The sequence below is a fragment of the Aeribacillus composti genome (genome assembly GCF_031760945.1).
In the GTDB taxonomy this organism is placed as follows: domain Bacteria; phylum Bacillota; class Bacilli; order Bacillales; family Aeribacillaceae; genus Aeribacillus; species Aeribacillus composti.
This window is the reverse complement of the sequence record NZ_CP134501.1, coordinates 3,676,859-3,694,377: the sequence shown is the minus strand read 5'-3', so window position 1 is coordinate 3,694,377 and position 17,519 is coordinate 3,676,859. Positions and strand designations below refer to the sequence as shown.

At 39.4% G+C, this 17,519-nt stretch carries 19 protein-coding genes; 13 read left to right on the top strand and 6 right to left on the bottom strand.

The features are described 5' to 3' along the window. Positions 1-24: 24 nt before the first annotated feature. Positions 25-306 (bottom strand): biotin/lipoyl attachment domain-containing protein, encoded by a 282-nt coding sequence (locus RI196_RS17845; protein ID WP_235600486.1) that lies wholly within the window; start codon positions 304-306, stop codon positions 25-27. Between the two features lie 293 nt (positions 307-599). Between RI196_RS17845 and RI196_RS17840 the strand changes: the two genes are divergently transcribed. Continuing rightward, positions 600-1,397 carry a glycerophosphodiester phosphodiesterase gene (locus RI196_RS17840; RefSeq protein ID WP_242009305.1) on the top strand — a complete coding sequence of 266 codons (798 nt, stop codon included), beginning with the start codon at positions 600-602 and terminating at the stop codon, positions 1,395-1,397. A 343-nt stretch (positions 1,398-1,740) separates the two neighbouring features. Further along, a complete protein-coding gene (locus RI196_RS17835) occupies positions 1,741-3,207 on the top strand; it encodes a nicotinate phosphoribosyltransferase (RefSeq protein WP_144597608.1) in 1,467 nt (488 codons plus the stop codon). Between the two features lie 61 nt (positions 3,208-3,268). On the opposite strand, the gene RI196_RS17830 is transcribed toward RI196_RS17835, so the two are convergent. Further along, on the bottom strand, positions 3,269-4,078 hold the full coding sequence (locus RI196_RS17830; protein ID WP_311066671.1) for a bifunctional hydroxymethylpyrimidine kinase/phosphomethylpyrimidine kinase: 810 nt from the start codon (positions 4,076-4,078) through the stop codon (positions 3,269-3,271). Positions 4,079-4,220: 142 nt separating this feature from the next. Here RI196_RS17830 and RI196_RS17825 point away from each other — a divergent pair, with 142 nt between their 5' ends. Then, positions 4,221-4,850 (top strand): TetR/AcrR family transcriptional regulator, encoded by a 630-nt coding sequence (locus RI196_RS17825; RefSeq protein ID WP_311066670.1) that lies wholly within the window; start codon positions 4,221-4,223, stop codon positions 4,848-4,850. Positions 4,851-4,932: 82 nt separating this feature from the next. Further along, the gene (locus RI196_RS17820; protein ID WP_311066669.1) at positions 4,933-5,880 is read left to right on the top strand and encodes an SDR family NAD(P)-dependent oxidoreductase; all 948 of its coding nucleotides are present in this window, start codon (positions 4,933-4,935) and stop codon (positions 5,878-5,880) included. 137 nt (positions 5,881-6,017) lie between these two features. Here the strand turns inward: RI196_RS17820 and RI196_RS17815 are convergent, their stop codons facing one another. Continuing rightward, a complete protein-coding gene (locus tag RI196_RS17815; RefSeq protein WP_063389070.1) occupies positions 6,018-6,653 on the bottom strand; it encodes a L,D-transpeptidase in 636 nt (211 codons plus the stop codon). Between the two features lie 748 nt (positions 6,654-7,401). On the opposite strand from RI196_RS17815, the gene RI196_RS17810 reads away from it, so the two are divergent. The 3 genes from RI196_RS17810 to RI196_RS17800 all read left to right on the top strand — a co-directional run bounded on the left by RI196_RS17810 (position 7,402) and on the right by RI196_RS17800 (position 9,620). Further along, positions 7,402-8,085, top strand: a complete 684-nt coding sequence (locus RI196_RS17810; protein ID WP_063389069.1) for a uracil-DNA glycosylase — start codon at positions 7,402-7,404, stop codon at positions 8,083-8,085. 523 nt (positions 8,086-8,608) lie between these two features. Continuing rightward, a complete protein-coding gene (locus RI196_RS17805) occupies positions 8,609-9,163 on the top strand; it encodes a YqxI family protein (protein WP_311066668.1) in 555 nt (184 codons plus the stop codon). 28 nt (positions 9,164-9,191) lie between these two features. Next, entirely contained in the window at positions 9,192-9,620 is a 429-nt protein-coding gene (locus tag RI196_RS17800) for a hypothetical protein (RefSeq protein WP_063389066.1), read from the top strand. A gap of 717 nt (positions 9,621-10,337) precedes the next feature. Here RI196_RS17800 and speE read toward each other — a convergent pair. Further along, positions 10,338-11,186 carry a polyamine aminopropyltransferase gene (gene speE / locus RI196_RS17795; protein WP_063389065.1) on the bottom strand — a complete coding sequence of 283 codons (849 nt, stop codon included), beginning with the start codon at positions 11,184-11,186 and terminating at the stop codon, positions 10,338-10,340. A 150-nt stretch (positions 11,187-11,336) separates the two neighbouring features. Here speE and RI196_RS17790 point away from each other — a divergent pair, with 150 nt between their 5' ends. From RI196_RS17790 to RI196_RS17765, 6 genes are all read left to right on the top strand, one after another. After that, positions 11,337-11,642, top strand: coding sequence for a YwdI family protein (locus tag RI196_RS17790; protein WP_063389064.1), 306 nt, complete (start codon positions 11,337-11,339; stop codon positions 11,640-11,642). Positions 11,643-11,722: 80 nt separating this feature from the next. After that, positions 11,723-12,094 carry a DUF423 domain-containing protein gene (locus RI196_RS17785; RefSeq protein ID WP_063389063.1) on the top strand — a complete coding sequence of 124 codons (372 nt, stop codon included), beginning with the start codon at positions 11,723-11,725 and terminating at the stop codon, positions 12,092-12,094. Positions 12,095-12,380: 286 nt separating this feature from the next. Then, positions 12,381-12,536, top strand: coding sequence for a cytochrome c oxidase subunit 2A (locus RI196_RS17780; RefSeq protein ID WP_117016867.1), 156 nt, complete (start codon positions 12,381-12,383; stop codon positions 12,534-12,536). Between the two features lie 15 nt (positions 12,537-12,551). Next, a complete protein-coding gene (locus tag RI196_RS17775) occupies positions 12,552-13,025 on the top strand; it encodes a cytochrome c oxidase subunit II (protein WP_094244737.1) in 474 nt (157 codons plus the stop codon). Beyond that, on the top strand, positions 13,022-14,662 hold the full coding sequence (locus RI196_RS17770; RefSeq protein ID WP_094244736.1) for a b(o/a)3-type cytochrome-c oxidase subunit 1: 1,641 nt from the start codon (positions 13,022-13,024) through the stop codon (positions 14,660-14,662). Before RI196_RS17775 ends, RI196_RS17770 begins: the two co-directional genes overlap by 4 nt. A gap of 304 nt (positions 14,663-14,966) precedes the next feature. Beyond that, positions 14,967-16,148 carry an IS701 family transposase gene (locus RI196_RS17765; protein ID WP_311066339.1) on the top strand — a complete coding sequence of 394 codons (1,182 nt, stop codon included), beginning with the start codon at positions 14,967-14,969 and terminating at the stop codon, positions 16,146-16,148. Positions 16,149-16,415: 267 nt separating this feature from the next. Here RI196_RS17765 and gerQ read toward each other — a convergent pair whose 3' ends face one another. Together gerQ and RI196_RS17755 are read right to left on the bottom strand one after the other, a co-directional pair. Then, positions 16,416-16,862 (bottom strand): spore coat protein GerQ, encoded by a 447-nt coding sequence (gerQ, locus tag RI196_RS17760; protein ID WP_311066667.1) that lies wholly within the window; start codon positions 16,860-16,862, stop codon positions 16,416-16,418. A 10-nt stretch (positions 16,863-16,872) separates the two neighbouring features. After that, positions 16,873-17,250, bottom strand: coding sequence for a cell wall hydrolase (locus tag RI196_RS17755; protein WP_066251518.1), 378 nt, complete (start codon positions 17,248-17,250; stop codon positions 16,873-16,875). Between the last annotated feature and the right edge of the window lie 269 nt (positions 17,251-17,519).

Genomic DNA, 17,519 nt, shown 5'->3' with positions numbered 1-17,519 from the left:
TTTTCTTCTTAGGGGTCCTAATTCTTAATCGCTGCCAGTGACTATTAAATCTTCATCAATATATGCTAAGACTGCTCCAGGAATAACCCGATCTCCCTCTTTGACGAACAGCTTGTCAATGATTCCACCAATACCGACGCTGATTTGGACAAGAGTACCCTCATCCGTTTGAATGGTAAACAACGGTTCCCATTCATAAATCCGGTTTTTTGCTTCGGTCATAATTTTTTTTATGACACCATAAAACGGACTTGTCACAATTTCTTTATTTCCCCATGTTTTTGTCATCACGTCTTTTCTAATCATTCCATCACTCTCCTTGAACTTAAGATTTTTTGCATAGGGCATAATCCGGGACAAAAGCGAAATGGGTGTTATGAAGAGGAGATTTGGCCAAAACTTCTCATCATGAGGTGCAGGCTGAAAACAATGGTGTGTTGTAAGATGCGTTAATTAAAAATTTTTTTATATTCTAAATACTATTCTATTCCAAAACGAAATATCCTGCAAAAGAAAAATAAAATTGTAAAAAAAATGTTATAAATTAATGTAAGTGATTATTATTTAGTATAAATCTAAAAAAACGGGGATGGTTATGCATGCTTGATTATGTTCGTTATTATGTTCACCGCTTTTTTTATAAAATATTTCATTTTCAAAAAGAGCCTAACAAAACAATTGCCGTCGCACACCGGGGAGCATCTGGATATGCTCCGGAAAACACATTTGCAGCCTTTGATCTCGCTATTGACATGAAGGCGGATTATTTAGAATTGGATGTACGGATGACGAAAGACGGGTTGCTCGCCGTTATTCATGATGAAACGATTGATCGTACAACAAACGGGTCAGGTTTAGTTAAAAATTTCACATATGAAGAACTAAAACAATTTGATGCTGGAGCCTGGTTTCATCGAAAATTTTCCGGAGAAAAAATACCCCTTTTATGCGATGTCCTTAAGAAATACAGGGGGAAGATCAATTTTTTAATAGAAGTTAAAGAACCGAAAAAGCAGTTCGGCATTGTAGAGAGGTTGGCAAAAGAACTGATCGAAAAAGGGGATCAGCAACTGAATGTGGTCGTTCAATCCTTTGATACCGCTTTTTTACAGGAATTCCACAGTGTCTTGCCGTCGATTTCTCTTGGAGTGCTCATCGGATATAGACATGGCGCTATTACGGAGGAGCATTTACAACAATATGCAGCATTTGCGACATATATCAATCCGAATAAAGCGCTTGTAACCCCTAAATTAGTTTATATGATTCATCAGAGCGGCATGAAAATTATGCCTTATACAGCTAGAGATATACACGATATTCAACATTTGATGGCCATGAATGTCGATGGAATTATTACGGATTATCCCGATTATTTGACAAATTTGCCAAAATAACCCTCTTATAGTAAAAGAAGCAGGATTAGGTAATTTCGGCTTTTAAAATGGACACTAATTTTGGCAAATATTGAATGACGGTATAGAAAGGAGTACAATACGGTTAGTGCTTTCATAATATAATGGAGATTCGTCCTTGAGATTTGTTTCAACGATTAAGCCCGTTAGATAGATCTGATAGATTGCAAGGAAGCTTGAAGGGGATGCCCGCTCTGAAAGGTTTCAAATTTTTGCTGAACAGGCTTCATCCATCTATCATCGCCGCTAGACACAAATGGGCCTCTTGGACATTTCAACATTCCGTATGGAACAGACAGCGATTAAATATTATGGGGGTTTCATGATGATGAAAATGTATAATGATGATAGTTTGACGCTCCATACCGATTTATACCAAATCAACATGGTCGAATCGTATTGGAGGGATGACATCCACCAAAAAAAGGCAGTTTTTGAGTTGTTTTTTAGAAGACTTCCTTTTGGGAGCGGTTACGCTGTTTTTGCCGGCCTGGAACGAATTATTGATTATATACAAAATTTCCGCTTCACAGAAGAGGACCTTGCTTATTTAAGGGAAGAGCTGAATTACAAAGAAGATTTTATCCGTTACTTGGAGAACCTTCGTTTTACCGGCACGATTCGGTCCATGAAAGAAGGAGAGCTTGTATTTGGAAATGAACCAATTTTGCGTGTGGAAGCCCCTCTAGGGGAAGCGCAGCTTATTGAAACAGCTCTTTTAAATATTGTGAACTATCAAACGCTTATCGCAACAAAGGCTTCAAGAATTAAACAAATTATTGGAAATGAATCAGCGCTTGAATTTGGAACAAGAAGAGCCCATGAGATGGATGCAGCTATTTGGGGAACCCGTGCAGCTTATATTGCCGGCTTCGATGGGACAAGCAATGTCCGAGCAGGGAAGATTTTCGGAATTCCTGTTTCCGGAACCCACGCACATGCATTTGTTCAAACGTATCGTGATGAATATGTTGCATTTTGTAAATATGCAAGTACTCATAAAGACTGCGTTTTTTTGGTGGATACATATGATACGCTTCGCTCCGGTGTTCCGAATGCCATTCGGGTCGCAAAAGAATTTGGCGATAAAATTAATTTTATCGGTATTCGCCTTGACAGCGGGGATTTGGCTTATCTGTCCAAAAAAGCGAGAAAAATGCTTGATGATGCTGGTTTCCATAACGCAAAAATTATAGCTTCGAGCGATCTTGATGAACATACGATTGTCAATTTAAAAGCTGAAGGAGCGAAAATCGATGTGTGGGGGATTGGAACGAAGCTAATTACCGCCTACGACCAGCCTGCATTGGGAGCTGTGTACAAATTGGTTGCCATTGAAGGGGACGACGGCAAATTAGTCGATACAATAAAAATTTCATCAAATCCGGAAAAAGTGACAACACCAGGCTTGAAAAATGTATATCGAATTATCAACAACAAGGATAAGAGGGCTGAAGGAGATTATATTACATTACATTTTGAACAGCCGCAAAAAGAAAAGCGGCTGAAAATGTTCCATCCTGTCCATACATTTATCAAAAAATATGTAACCGATTTTACGGCAAAGGATTTGCATCACGATATTTTTGTTGATGGCGAGCTTACGTATGAATGTCCTTCATTGGAAGAAATCCGGTCATATGTAAAAGAAAATTTGGAGCTGTTATGGGATGAATATAAACGCATTTTAAATCCTGCCGAATACCCTGTTGATCTGAGCGAATTGTGCTGGGAAAATAAAATGAGAAATATTGAGGAAGTAAAGCAAAAAGTTAAAAATATGGATTATTAACATGAAAAGAGCCGAACGAACAGCCACAATGGTCGTGAGCTAATCGATTCGGCTCTATTATTTATTCGTATAATCTTAATGCGGCATGACAAGTTGGGCCGACATATTGATTTAAAGGAAAGGAATGGCGGATGGCTGCTGTAATAAACTTTTTGGCGGAATAAACGGCTTCTTTAACCGTTTTGCCATTTGCTAGTTCAGCTGTAATCGCGCTTGAATATGTGCACCCAGCACCATGTGTATAGGTTGTGTCGATTCGTTCGCCTTCTAGGATTTCAAAATCCTTTCCGTCATATAAAACATCAACAGCATATTTATGTTCAAGCTTTCCGCCGCCTTTCACCAAAACATATTTTGCACCAAGATCATGAATAATGGCAGCTGCTTCTTTCATTTGATCGACCGTTTGAATAGGACCTAACCCGCTCAATTGCCCTGCTTCAAAGAGATTTGGAGTAATAACCGTCGCGACTTTTGTCAGAGAATTGCGAATCGCTTCCGCATGGTCGGGATAAAGCACTTCATCTGCCCCTTTGCATACCATGACAGGGTCGATGACCGTGTTTTTTAAATTATATTTTTTAATTGTATCTGCTGCCAGCTCGACAATTTCTGCTGTCGGGAGCATTCCGGTTTTCATGGCATCTACACCGACTCCCTCTATAATCGTTGCGAGCTGGGCCTTTATGGTATCGATTTCAATAGGGAATACTTGATGCTGCCATCCGTTATGAGGATCCATTGCTACAATTGTAGTGACCGCAGTCATTCCATAAACTCCGTATTCTTGGAACGTTTTTAAGTCCGCTTGTAAACCTGCTCCACCGCTGGAATCAGAACCTGCGATCGTCAATGCTTTTTTCATTGTCATTTTGTTACCTCCATCCAGCTGTAAAGATTTTATAACAACATTATAGCAGTTTGTACCATAAGAAGAGAAAAACATTTGCTTAAAAACAAAAAAAGGATTAAAATATAATTAACCATCGGTTAATAAATAAGAATGCAGCTAAATGCCAACACGCCAAAATAGAGGCACGCTTGTTGTTGTTAAGAAAGGAATGGAACAATTGGCTCCTAGAAAAAAAGACACTGAATTAACGAAAGAAGCAATTATGAATGCTGCTAGAGAGCTTTTTGTCATAAAAGGATATGAACATGTTTCCATGCGGGAAATCGCCAAAGAATTGCACTGCACACATGGAGCACTTTATTATCATTTTCAAAATAAAGCAGAGCTTTTTTATAAAATTGTGCAGACGGATTTTCAATTTTTAGACGGGCTGCTAGAAAAAGTGCTGCAAGCCTCGTATTCTTCTAAAGAAGAAGCTGTAAAAACGATCTTGTTAAAGTTTATTGAATTCGGGCTGACATATAAAAGTCATTATAAGCTGATGTTTTTAACACAAAATCTCGAGCTTGATATGCTGATGGAGCAAGAGCCGAATAAGTCATATGAACGTTTTGCGCAGGCTATTTTTCAGTTTGCTCCCGATAAAGCAAACCCAACAGTCATTTGGTGTTTGTTTCTTGCAGTAAGCGGTTTTGTAACGAAATATGTACAGACCGATGCTGAGTATAAAGATATGGAAGGACTTGCTGAGCAATATGTTGCTTTTTTAATCAAAGGATTTTTAAGTTAAAAAAAGTAATAAGCACTTAAGCTTATTTACTTTTTTGCATATTATTGACCAATGGTTAATTTTAAGATCGGAGGTAAAAAGGATGAAAAAAGCGGTTATTTTAGGTGCATCAGGCGGAATGGGCTACAATTTAGTTCATGAATTGCTGAATAGAGAGAATATTGAGGTTGTCGCCGTAGCCCGCAATACAGAAAAAATGAAAAAAATGTTTCACCGTTTGAACGATCGCGTCAGCATTGTCGCTGGAGATGCCCTCCATCGATCCAGCATCTTGCAAGCATGCGAAGGTGCGGAATGGATTTTCCATGCCATTAACATACCGTATCCGCAGTGGGAGAGAGATCTACTGATCATCATGGAAAATGTGCTGGCGGCAGCAAAAAAAGAAAAAGCTAAGCTTGTTGTCGTTGATAATATTTATGCATATGGACGGTCAAATGGAAAAACAATGTCCGAGACTGATCCGAAAAATCCTCATACTAAAAAAGGAAAAATACGATTGCGGCTTGCTGAAATGGTGGAAAAAAGCGGAGTAGACTACTTGATCGCTCACTTCCCCGATTTTTACGGTCCATGTGGGAAAAAAACATTGTTGCATCATACGTTAAAAAAAGTTGTCCAAAATAAACGATCTCAATTTATCGGGGATTTAAATATACCGAGGGAATATATTTTTTTGCCGGACGGTGCCAAAGCTTTAGTTGAACTTGCATTAAGGGACGATACCTATCATGAGCACTGGAATATACCGGGGGCGGGAGTTATTTCCGGACGGGAAATTATTCAAATCTTGAGGGAAAAGCTTCAATATGAAAAGAAAGTAAGTGTTGTCACGAAATCGATGATTTATTTTTTAGGGTTATTCAGCCCGATGATGAAGGAAATGGTTGAAATGATGTACTTAGTCGAAGAGCCTGTCGTATTATCGGGTGAAAAATTTGAAAAAAGAATCGGGCCGCTGCCAAAAACTCCTTACGAACAAGGCATCATCGCAACTGTTGATTTTATGAAACATCAAGAAGAAGCGTGATCACCCCGATGTTGCAACTGGCTTCGCATGAAACGGAGAGACTAAATGCTCAATACTTTCCCGATTTCGTCTAATTCAGCAAACCTTTTGAGTGGAACGGAGTAATTCAGCTGCTTGCTCCGTCTCCGCCCCATGGTTTATTGTTTAGCAAAAGCTCCCTGCGGTGAATACATATTTTCGGGTGATTTCGTTAACTGTTCCCTTTCAAACAGCACTCTTCCATTCCGAATAGTGACAGGAACCCCTTGTTCAGTATAATATCCGTGCTCTTTTGCAATAACGTCAAAGCTTTTATTGGATTTTAGAATAATGACTGGCGTATGCAGCTCAACTTTTTCAAAGAGCCAGCGAATTTCGGCGTTATGCATGCGGACACATCCGCTGCTTGCATACGTTCCAATCGATCTTGGATTATTATTGCCGTGAATGGCAAAATTATTTCCATAATATCCTAAAGCATCAAGACCAAGCCAGCGATCACCCAATGGATTTCTCGGGTCTCCTCCTGGAATCTTTTCTTTAAAATAAGGGCGGTTTTTAATTTTTGTGACAATGGGGAAAATGCCTTCTGGAGTTAGCTGAGCATATTTTCCTGTTGCGACATGAAATACTCTTTGAAGAATTCCGTCTTCAAAAAATGCCAGTTTATTTACGCTCTTGTTTATTATGATCAGCTGACCATCAATCTTTTGTTCAGCTGCAACTGGTGATGAAAGAATAAAAAAGAAACAAGAAATAAATGCGATACCTATATAGATTTTCTTTATGCTCATATGTTTTTAAACCTGTCCTTTCTGTCCATTCTCTTTATAAAATTATGTGCTTATGCAAAGAACTATTCAAAAAAAGCTGCAATTACGAAAAAATTTGTAATCAAAAAGAAACATAAATAATTTTTTTGTGAACTTGAATAAAGGAGTAAGCAAAAAAATTATTTCCGTCTTGTGTATCGACATCAAGCTCGAAACCTCTTCTAGCAAATGATTGGGATGAGGTGTGCCTCAGGATCATGACCCTCGCCTAAAATGCCTTCCTTATGGGCGTCTGCCACATTAAAGCATCGAGGGGGGCAGCACCTTTGATGTCGTAGGCCTTGTCCGTCTGTTTCAGCATTTTTTCAATGACGAGCTTTGTCTCATTTGGCTATTCGGTAATTGTTAAAAATGAATGGATATTCCGTTTACCTGCGAGTTTCTAACAGACGAAAATCAATAGAATCGTCAGAACATTTGCGTTATCTTGGAGCATTACGGCTTGTTTAAACGTGATAAAAATGCATCAAATGTTTTTCGTACATTTAGGGCACCAAGCTTCTCACTTTATAATGGGAACGGCAAAAAAGTTGATATTTCAGTCTTTACTGCGATTTTTGCCCTCTTGCTTCTGTCGAAAGCCTTAATGTTTCATGTGGAACATTTTGCAAAATATTAGCGACAGCTGTCACCCTTTGACAAAAAAAGCCGAATCATCATAACATTAAAAATAGTGATAGATCAGTAGAAGCTAAGAGGGTGGCAAACGTTGAAGCAGATTTTAAAAAATGATTGGTGGGGACTGTTGAAAGAAGAGTTTGAAAAGCCATACTACAAAGAGCTGCGGGAATTTTTGAAGCAGGAATATGCCCATCATACGATTTATCCGGATATGTACGACATTTTTAATGCTTTGCATTACACGCCTTATGAAGAAGTAAAGGTTGTCATTTTAGGCCAAGATCCGTATCATGGACCAAATCAAGCACATGGATTAAGCTTTTCCGTAAAGCCGGGGATTGCTCAGCCGCCGTCTCTGAAAAATATTTTCATCGAGCTTGAGAACGATCTCGGCTGCAAGCCTCCAAACCACGGTCATCTTGTCAAATGGGCGAAGCAAGGTGTTCTATTATTGAACACTGTGCTGACGGTAAGGCAGGGACTAGCCAATTCTCATAAAGGAAAAGGATGGGAACAATTTACCGATCGAGTGATTAGCTGTTTAAACGAGCGAGAGCGTCCAGTCGTCTTTATTTTATGGGGAAGGCATGCACAGGCGAAAAAAGAAATGATTAACATGAATAAGCATTTTGTCATTGAGTCGCCGCATCCATCGCCATTTTCGGCAAACAGAGGCTTTTTTGGCAGCAGGCCTTTTTCTAAAGCAAATCAATTTTTAAAGTCCATCGGATCAGAAGAAATTGACTGGTGCATCAGCGATAATGACATTTAATTGCTGCCTGCCGTTTGCGTGATAAGTGGAAACGTGAAAAAGAGACTATCCAAAAATAAAACGGATGAAGAAACATCATAAAGTTTTTCTTCATCCGTCTTTTTATTTTTTTGGAGATTCTGTTGAAAGTGAATGACTTTCCGGACGCTTTCAATAGATTGTGTTCCATGGCCACAATTCCAACTCCGTTTGGACTTTCGAAAGCCCTCGAAAAGAAAATCTGCGGAACGACCGATTGCCTTTGATATGACGGGGCGCACTTTCTGCCTCGGTTTTTCTTCAAGAATAGATTTGTGCACCCTCGTCATTGCATTGGAATCTGTCATATTTGCTCATAAAAGGATTTTTTAGGAAATATTGAAACAATATAGACTTGTAAAACGTCTTTCAAATAGAAAGGAGGTTCGAAGCAAATGACCAATATCTCAAGACTACAAAAGCATCGCTTTGTTCTTTGCGGAGTAGAGGATTTGACAAAGTACGATCATTCCTAACAATTTTATTTATTACAAGGAGGAAAAATATGTTAAAAAAAGGTATCTTAATCTTAAGTTCTTCAGCAATACTATTAACAACATTCGTAGGATTTGAAGGTAATAAAACAAGTGCTGCGACAAATGAACCAACTACTGTATTACCAACTGAAAATGATTATGATGCTTTAAATAATGAGAAAAAAGAGTTAGTTCTCGACTATAATAGTTTTGCTAAAAATTATCAATTAGATAGACCAGGTTCTATTACAGTAACTGACCCAGTTAGACCTGGCGGCGTTCAAACAAACTCTGTTCCTAGCTATGCAGTTAAAAAAGCTTTAAAATGGGCGATTAATAACACTACTACCATAACTAATTTTGTAGGTAAAACTTTAGGGAAAGACGCAGCTGTTAAAGTAGGAAATTTAATGCATACTTACGTTAAACCTGCTTTAAGAAAATTAGAAAGTGTGGAAAATTTAACCTATGGTAAGATAGAAGATGCTGTTTATCAAGCATTAAAAAAACCTCTAGGAAAAACCACAGCTAGAATTGTAGCCTCCGTAATTAGAGAAGCTATTGAATTTTTGGCTCCAGTGTAAGACACATAGGTAGGGAGGGGAAGTATGAATGAAAGAATTAGAGGATAGAATTAAACATATTGAAGAAGAAATTGAACAAATTAACAGACTTGATAAAGAAACATATCAATTAACACAAAAACTGGGTAAAGTAATGAAACTATTGGTTGAACTTGTTGAAACAAACAAACATATTGATAAAAATGATATAGACTATGTTCTTTTAAAATTAAATATTGATGCAACTAAGTATCATAAATTAACCTTATTAGTCAGTAAAACAGAAAGAATGTATAGAAAAACTGGTGAATTTCCAAATCTTCAGGAGTTTCATCAGTATGTCATTGAAACACTTTCTCTCACTGATGAAGACAAACAAAGTTTTCCAATTGAAGTTACTGAAAACCTATTAAAAAAATTTGCAAAAGATGAAGATAACCTTTTTCCAGTATGCAAAAAGATTCTTTCAACAAAATAATAAAAGAGCACACTCGTCCGAGTCGAATTCTGGTTAACTAAAACTGTTTTCCGAGCAATAATTAAAGGTGGAATTGGTGGAGCAGTTGCAGGAGCTATCGTAGGGGCTATTTTATCTGAATATGTAACTGGCGTCCCAGTATAGAAAGTATAATTATAGTAAATATTCTATAGTCTTTCCCCAATTGGGGGAGAAATGATTATTATGAAACAAGCCGTTTTTTCCGCAGTTTTTGCGGGATTAGTTGTTTTAGTAGGTGAGTATATTTCACAAATAGTTTCATCAAGTTATCAAAATACCATTTGATGATTGGCATCCCATTTATTTGTAAACTGTTTGAAAAATAAGCAACATATCATATTTTAGACTTTCTGATAAAGTCGCTAAATGAAGTAAGTGGAGAAAACAGCTCGTTTTTCTTCATTGGCTTTTGTATTTTTGAAAGTAGCTGGCGAATACCAGCATAGGCGAATTCCCAGTTGCAAAAGAGATTTTATCTAAGTGAGAGGTGCTTTACCATCGCCTCTCACTTTTTGCGTTTCTTTAAGCAAATTCTCGTCTTTGTCTGATTGCAATATTATGTACTTTATTTTGCAGCACACAGTTCTTTCTTTATTGTTCGTTTGACGCTTGCATTTTTACTAGAAAGTATGTTTTTTTGTCAAAACAAATAGAGGCCCAAAAAGCCAACTTTCAATGACTTTTGGGCCAGCTCCATTATTTCAATGCTTGCTGCAAAAACTCAGGAAGCTTAAAGCACCCTTCGAGAATAGCTTGATTTACATATTTTGTATCTTTCGAAAAATTGTCCGACTTTACATCTTCATATTTTTTCGATCCGATTGTAAAGCTCCATAGTCCTCCCGGATATGTAGGAACAACAGCTGTGTATAGTTTTGTAATCGGGAATAAAGATTGAATATGGCTATAAGACCGTTTTAAAACATCCAAGTGGAAAACAGGCGATTGACTTTGGCATACCATGAGGCCATCGTCTTTTAACGCTTTATATAGGTTGGTATAAAAATCTTTTGAAAACAGCTGTTCTGCCGGTCCAATCGGGTCAGAAGAGTCAACAATGATCACATCGTATTCATTTTGTTTGTTTTCTACATATTTCACGCCGTCAATAAATAAGAAATTTACGCGCGGGTCGCTTAAGTTTCCTGACACTTCAGGCAGATGCTCCTTGCATGCGGAAACGACAAGCTCGTCAATTTCCACCATATCGATTTCCTTCACTGAATCATATTTGCATACTTCTCTGGCAACACCGCAGTCTCCGCCGCCGATGATCAGCACTTTTTCCGGATTTGGGTGGAGATTGAGCGGGATATGGGAAATCATTTCATTATATATATGCCCATCAATAGAAGTGGTTTGCACAACTCCATCTAGCACTAGCATGCGGCCAAAATCATATGAATCCAATACCATAACATGTTGAAAAGGGGATTGCTTTGAAAAAAGCACTTCTTTGATTCTATAGCTGATTTTTAAATTTTCTCTTTCATCTTCTGTTAACCATAAATCGCCGTTTATTGTTTGCAAATATTGATTGTCCATCTGCAGGCCCTCCTTGTGCTCAAAAATTCCTTACTTATTGTAACAAGTTTGTTATGAAAAGTGAATGAAGCAGACAAGTTTGTCAATAAGGAAAAAATCAAATATGATAAAAAAGCAAGATCATTATCTTTCAATAAGGAGCGATAGGAGTTGAATATACCGGTCTCAAGCATAATAGGAAAAATGGAGGAGGAACTGAAAAAGGCAAAGGCAGCAGGAACACCTCATGATCTAAAAGCCCGGCTTCTTGTCATCCGTTCTTTATGTGATGTTATTTTGGATCAACAAGAGGAAAATTATGATTTTTCAGCTATTCAAGAGCCAAAAAGCGAAAGTGAAATAACTCCATTAGAGCTGGAAAAAATGATCGGAAATGCAAACAGCAAAACGCTGACAATGAAAGAACGTTTGTTGGTCGAAGACGATGCAAATGGAGAATCTATTTTTGATTTCTAACAAAATCTTGTCATCTGTAAAATCTTCATTTAAAAAAAACGGACGATAAGGTAAGATGAAGGGAAAAAGGGGTGAAGATGATGAAAATATTTTTCATTCTTGGAGCCGTCGGTGCTTTTTTGTCTGTAGCTTTAGGAGCATTCGGCGCCCATGGTTTGGAAGGGAAAATTCCGCAAAAATATTTGGAGACATGGCAAACAGGTGTACAATATCAAATGTTCCATTCGATAGGCCTTTTTGTCACGGCTCTGTTTTTGCAGCAGCATCCGCAGGCAGGCTATGCAAATTGGGCCGGGTGGCTGATGCTCATCGGTATTCTCCTGTTTTCCGGAAGCCTGTATATATTAAGTGTGACGCAGATCAAAGTGTTAGGTGCAATTACGCCGCTTGGAGGCATTTCATTTTTAATTGCATGGGTTCTTCTTGCTGTTGCTGCAGTTAAATATATGTAAATATAAACGTCTGTCTACTATATCGGGACAGGCGTTTTTTTGTGCAAAGAAATGAAAGGGTGACCTTCTTAACCGATTCAAAGGTCATAGCCAGAGCTTTATCCAAAAATGTGTCCCGTTCATTTTGGCTCCTAGCTTCCTAATGATAGAAGATTCAGTGTGAATGCAATGTTTTTTTGTTCAACATACTGTCAAAAAGTACTATGGAAAATGTGATTTTTTTCACAGATTGACTAACGTAAGCTAAACTACAATTTTTTTAAAAGAAGAAAAGGTGGTGTTATGGGTGGCAAAAGAATTCATCTCCGATAAAAAAGAGCAGGAAATTGCTCAAAAGAAAGAATATTCGTTATTTGGCACTTTTTTATCTGTTCTTATGCTGGCTCTTTTTTTAATACTTTCTTGGTTTGGAGTTTACTACTTATTTATTCAACGATTATAAAGGAGGGGGATCATCTTGCATTTGCACAAACTTGAAAAGGTTTGGCTATTAATAGGTATAGGTACGCTTGTGATGTTTTTAACAATCGTGGGCATCAGTGCATTTGCACAAGGTCATCATCCGCCGAGTGATCTGACCACATTGGATCCGCAAAAAGTAGACACCACAGAGCCGTTTAATCAACCAGGCTTAAAGAAAATTGGAGACAACGAATACGAACTTGTTATAGTTTCTCAAGCTTTTGCCTTTATGCCGAATGACATAAAAATACCGGAGGGAGCAAAAGTTCATATTATCGTGACAAGCAAAGATGTTGTTCATGGCCTTGAAATCGTTGGCACAAATGTCAACATGATGGTGACCCCGGGACATGTGAATTCGCTTACACATACATTCCATAAACCCGGCAGCTATTTAATAATTTGCAACGAATATTGCGGTACTGGGCACCAAATGATGAGCACGAAAATTGAGGTGACAAAAGCATGAAAAATACAGCGCTTCACCCAAACGATGGAAAGCTGGCGCTCGCCCATATTGCAGTTGGTTATATTGCATTGTTTTTAGGAGCGATTGCCGGGTTATTGCAGGCTTTTGTTAGAAGCGGAACGCTTGAGCTTCCGGCAGGGATCGGGTATTATCAGCTTTTGACTGCTCATGGCGTTTTGTTGGCACTTGTTTTTACAACATTTTTTATCATTGGTTTTTTATATGCTTCCATGAGTCGGACGACAGGTGATTTAACTCCGTTTGCCAAAAAGGCGGGTTGGATCGGCTTTTGGCTTATGACGATTGGAACAGCGATTACAACGGTTATGATCTTATTAAATAAAGCGACCGTTCTATACACTTTTTATGCACCACTTAAAGCATCACCATGGTTTTATATCGGTCTGACGCTTGTTGTAGTCGGCAGCTGGGTAAGCGGAGCTGGCATGTTTAGCCAATACGCTGTCTGGAAAAAGAAAAATGAAGGAAAGCCGTCTCCTCTATTAAGCTTTATGGCAGTTGCCACAATGATTTTATGGATCATAGCAACATTGGGCGTAGCAGTAACGGTATTATTCCAGTTTATTCCTTGGTCCTTCGGGTTAGTCGATAAAATCAATGTGCTGTTAAGCAGAACACTTTTTTGGTATTTTGGCCATCCATTAGTGTATTTCTGGTTATTGCCTGCCTATATGTGCTGGTACGTCATCATTCCAAAAATAATAGGCGGGAAAATTTTCAGCGATTCGCTTGCAAGACTGGCGTTTGTACTGTTTGTTCTTTTTTCCATCCCAGTCGGCTTCCATCATCAAATACTAGAGTCTGGGATCACTCCGTTTTGGAAGTTTTTGCAAATTGTGTTGACGTTTATGGTCATTGTTCCATCTTTAATGACAGCTTTCGCTTTGTTTGCAACATTTGAAATAAGCGGAAGAGAAAAAGGGGCCAGCGGACTGTTTGGCTGGGTGAAAAAACTTCCGTGGACAGATGTTCGCTTTTTTGCACCGTTTATGGGAATGCTCGTTTTTATTCCTGGCGGAGCAGGCGGAATCATTAATGCAAGTAACCAAATGAACCAAGTCGTTCATAACACTTTATGGGTAACAGGACATTTCCATTTAACAGTGGCCACCACTGTAGCGTTGACGTTTTTTGGTATTTCCTATTGGTTGGTTCCTCATTTAACAGGCAGAACGTTAACACCGCGATTAAATAAATTAGGGATCATTCAAACCGTTTTCTGGTGCATCGGTATGTTCCTAATGTCAGGAGCCATGCATACAGTTGGTTTGTTTGGAGCTCCTCGGCGGACCGCTTATACAACATATGGAGACCATCCGCAGGCGTTGGAATGGATGTCTTATCAAACTATCATGGCGGTTGGCGGAGCCATCTTATTCGTTGCCATTTTGATGATTCTTTATATTGTTATAAATTTGGCAGTGGCTGCTCCAAAAGGAACGGAAGAATTTCCAGTTGGTGAAGTTCATGAAGATGCGGAAAAAACGCCATTGCTTCTAGAAAATTGGAAAATTTGGATCGGCCTGTCTGTTGTGCTAATTGTAATCGCTTATACAGTACCGGTCATCGATATCATTGAAAATGCACCAAGTTCACCGGGATTTAAATTCTGGTAGAAGAAACTGGGCGTGGAATTTTCACGCCCAGTTTTTTTTATTGCTATGGATGCGGAAAATGCCCTAGATGAAATGGGGGAGGTAATCGGAAATTTTTTCTGAATCTCGATTATACGTTTTAAGTCGAAGGGAAAAAAAGCTTTATTGGCCTTTTTTGAAATTTAAGTGCTTTTATTTATATAACTGTAGATGAGCAAAATCACTAACATAAATTTACATCGAAACAAAAAAGGAGACATGAACCCGATTCCTTGGTTAGAATAGATGTGCCAACAAACCATTCACACAAGGAGGTTCATGTCTCATGAATAGATTAGCACATCATCAAGGAATCCACAAGTTTTTCACGATGTTGGGGTTGGCACTTTATTTTTCAAAACCTGTCATGAAGCATCTCGTTCATATCGTGGATGCGATGATCACGAAAGGCTTTTCTGGAACGTTGACCGATCTTCATCATTGGAGCTTTCACCCCAATCATCGAACGACACTCAGCCATTTTTTCACGAAAAGCCCTTGGGATGAAGAGACGCTGCTTCGCAAACTCCAGCAATGGATGCTTCATCGTGTCGAACGGATCGCCAAACAGAAAAATCAACCCCTTTTTGTTTCGATCGATGATACGATTTGCCAAAAAATCAAGCCTTCGTCACGGGCAACGCACGCCATTCAAGGGTGTGATTGGCACTATTCTCACACAGAGAAAAAGTCGATCTGGGGACATTCTCTTGTTTGGCTCATGGTTCATACGATGACCCAAGCTTTTCCCTTTGCGTTCCGCCTCTACGACAAGGCGGCTGGGAAAAGCAAGGGGGAACTCGCGATCGAGATGCTTTCTTCTTTGGATGTACGCCGTCCCGTTTATGTGCTGATGGATTCGTGGTATCCATCGCAAGCGCTCGTGGAAGCCTGTCTGAAAAAAGGATTTCACGTCATCGCGATGCTCAAAACGAACCGGATTCTCTATCCGAAAGGCATCGCCATCCAAGCCAAACAGTTTGCCCGCTATATCGAACCGAACGACACCCATCTCGTCACGGTGGGAGAAGAGCGTTATCGCGTGTATCGCTACGAGGGATCGCTGAAAGGTCTCGATGATGCCGTTGTGTTGTTGGCTTGGAAAGCCGATCAGCCGATGACACCCGAACATCTTCACTGCGTCTTGAGCACCGACCGGGAGCTAAGCGATGAAGAGATCTTGCGCTACTATGCCCAGCGTTGGTCGATCGAATGCTTTTTTCGACAAGCGAAAGACCAGCTGAAGCTCGATGGGTACCGCGTTCGTCAACGTCGTGCGGTGAAACGGTATTGGATCTTGGTGCAACTCGCTTATGTGTACAGTATGGTCGAGTCCAACCGGGATTTCTCTACTGGGCTTGATCTTCTCCGAACGAAGAAAGGGCATAGTCTCGTCGAGTTCATTTACCATGCAGCGAAGCAAGATATTCCCATTGATGTTGTCAAAAAACAGCTCCATGTGGCATAAGGGGTACCCTGTTTGTCTCTTTTGGTATGGTAATTATTGTTATGAAAATTGCTCATCTACAGTATATAAGTAAGATCGAAATGAAAATAAAAGCTCATAGAAAAGCTGAATAACCTTGCTTCATTAAAGAAGCAAGGCTGCTTAGACTTCTGTCCTGCTTAGACTTCTGTCTATTTGACAAGGAAGCTAGACAAGGGCAGGGCGCTGTTCAAGAAATTATAAAGCGTCTTGCAGCATTACTTCCGGTCCCTCTCTGCTAGTGTTTTCTTATCTTGGTGGATAAGAAGCGAGACTTTGAGGGGATGTATATACGATTTCCTCATCGAAAGTGACGTAATTCAAATAAACCATCAGCAATAAATATCGCCTTCCTGTTTGCGGGTCGCTTAAAATGAGATGATCTCTTCCGGCAGCTTCAATGACGCCGCGAAATACTTTCGCAGGCCATTCAGGGTTGTTTTCAAAGGTCATGTATACGGTGGCCAATTTCCCTTTATTTAAGCGCAAAATGTTTTCGACGAAGGATTCTTCAATCGGAAGCATTCCGGGTACAGCTTGACCGCTGGTCCCGCTTGGCTGAGCCGAGGGAGGGGCACCGATAACAGACCCGCTGGGTGCGTAAAATCCGTACGGATAGGTTGGCTGTACAGGAGTAACCGCCGGTATTGGATACCCTTGCTGCTGCTGCCGTTGGCTCTGTTTTTTGTTGCTCATGTTCAACCTCCTAAAATCTGTATACGCTTGGGCAAGCAGATTGTGCAGGAAAATAAAAACAATGGGATTTATATCGACCTGAGTTATATTGGTTATACCATGTAGCAGGGCAATCGCCATATGGCTTAAAAAACCACAAAGCGGTTTCTGCAGGATTGTAGCGGTTTCCTCTCAAAACTTTTCTTGCTAAGTCTATTTCATTTTGCCTTGCAGCCTGATAAAAATATCCTTTCTGCGTGGCTTCAAAGCCTCCAGGACTTTGGAACACCATACTGCGAACGGTGCGTATATCCCTAAAGTCTAAACAATCTGCAAGGACACGGTTGACACCGACATTGCCTACTAGAAGCATGCCTAAATCTCCGTCTCCTTCTGCTTCAGCTCTCATCAATCTGGCCAATAGCTTTACATCTTCTTCAGTATGTGGGAATTACAGCCATTTTTTCACCTGCCTTTTTTTAAAAGACATTGCCTAAATAGTAATCTTTCATTCCAATGTATGACGACGAAGTCTTTTTTATGACATTCGGAAAAATTCCCATTCCGACATCTTTGTTCTGTATAAAAGAAAAAAAGAAGCTTATAAAGTATGAGGGGCTGTCTAATAAGTCGATTTTCCGGCTTATAGACGCCCCTTTAATGTTTTAGAAACACTGA

Coding starts and splice junctions, on each gene's coding strand:
- RI196_RS17840 (WP_242009305.1), top strand. CDS start 600: ATGCTTGATTATGTTCGTTATTATGTTCACCGCTTTTTTTATAAAATA.
- speE (WP_063389065.1), bottom strand. CDS start 11,186: ATGGACAATCAATATTTGCAAACAATAAACGGCGATTTATGGTTAACA.
- RI196_RS17825 (WP_311066670.1), top strand. CDS start 4,221: ATGCCAACACGCCAAAATAGAGGCACGCTTGTTGTTGTTAAGAAAGGA.
- RI196_RS17770 (WP_094244736.1), top strand. CDS start 13,022: ATGAAAAATACAGCGCTTCACCCAAACGATGGAAAGCTGGCGCTCGCC.
- RI196_RS17805 (WP_311066668.1), top strand. CDS start 8,609: ATGTTAAAAAAAGGTATCTTAATCTTAAGTTCTTCAGCAATACTATTA.
- RI196_RS17835 (WP_144597608.1), top strand. CDS start 1,741: ATGATGAAAATGTATAATGATGATAGTTTGACGCTCCATACCGATTTA.
- RI196_RS17765 (WP_311066339.1), top strand. CDS start 14,967: ATGAATAGATTAGCACATCATCAAGGAATCCACAAGTTTTTCACGATG.
- gerQ (WP_311066667.1), bottom strand. CDS start 16,862: ATGAGCAACAAAAAACAGAGCCAACGGCAGCAGCAGCAAGGGTATCCA.
- RI196_RS17800 (WP_063389066.1), top strand. CDS start 9,192: ATGAAAGAATTAGAGGATAGAATTAAACATATTGAAGAAGAAATTGAA.
- RI196_RS17815 (WP_063389070.1), bottom strand. CDS start 6,653: ATGAGCATAAAGAAAATCTATATAGGTATCGCATTTATTTCTTGTTTC.
- RI196_RS17755 (WP_066251518.1), bottom strand. CDS start 17,250: ATGAGAGCTGAAGCAGAAGGAGACGGAGATTTAGGCATGCTTCTAGTA.
- RI196_RS17820 (WP_311066669.1), top strand. CDS start 4,933: ATGAAAAAAGCGGTTATTTTAGGTGCATCAGGCGGAATGGGCTACAAT.
- RI196_RS17785 (WP_063389063.1), top strand. CDS start 11,723: ATGAAAATATTTTTCATTCTTGGAGCCGTCGGTGCTTTTTTGTCTGTA.
- RI196_RS17830 (WP_311066671.1), bottom strand. CDS start 4,078: ATGACAATGAAAAAAGCATTGACGATCGCAGGTTCTGATTCCAGCGGT.
- RI196_RS17845 (WP_235600486.1), bottom strand. CDS start 306: ATGATTAGAAAAGACGTGATGACAAAAACATGGGGAAATAAAGAAATT.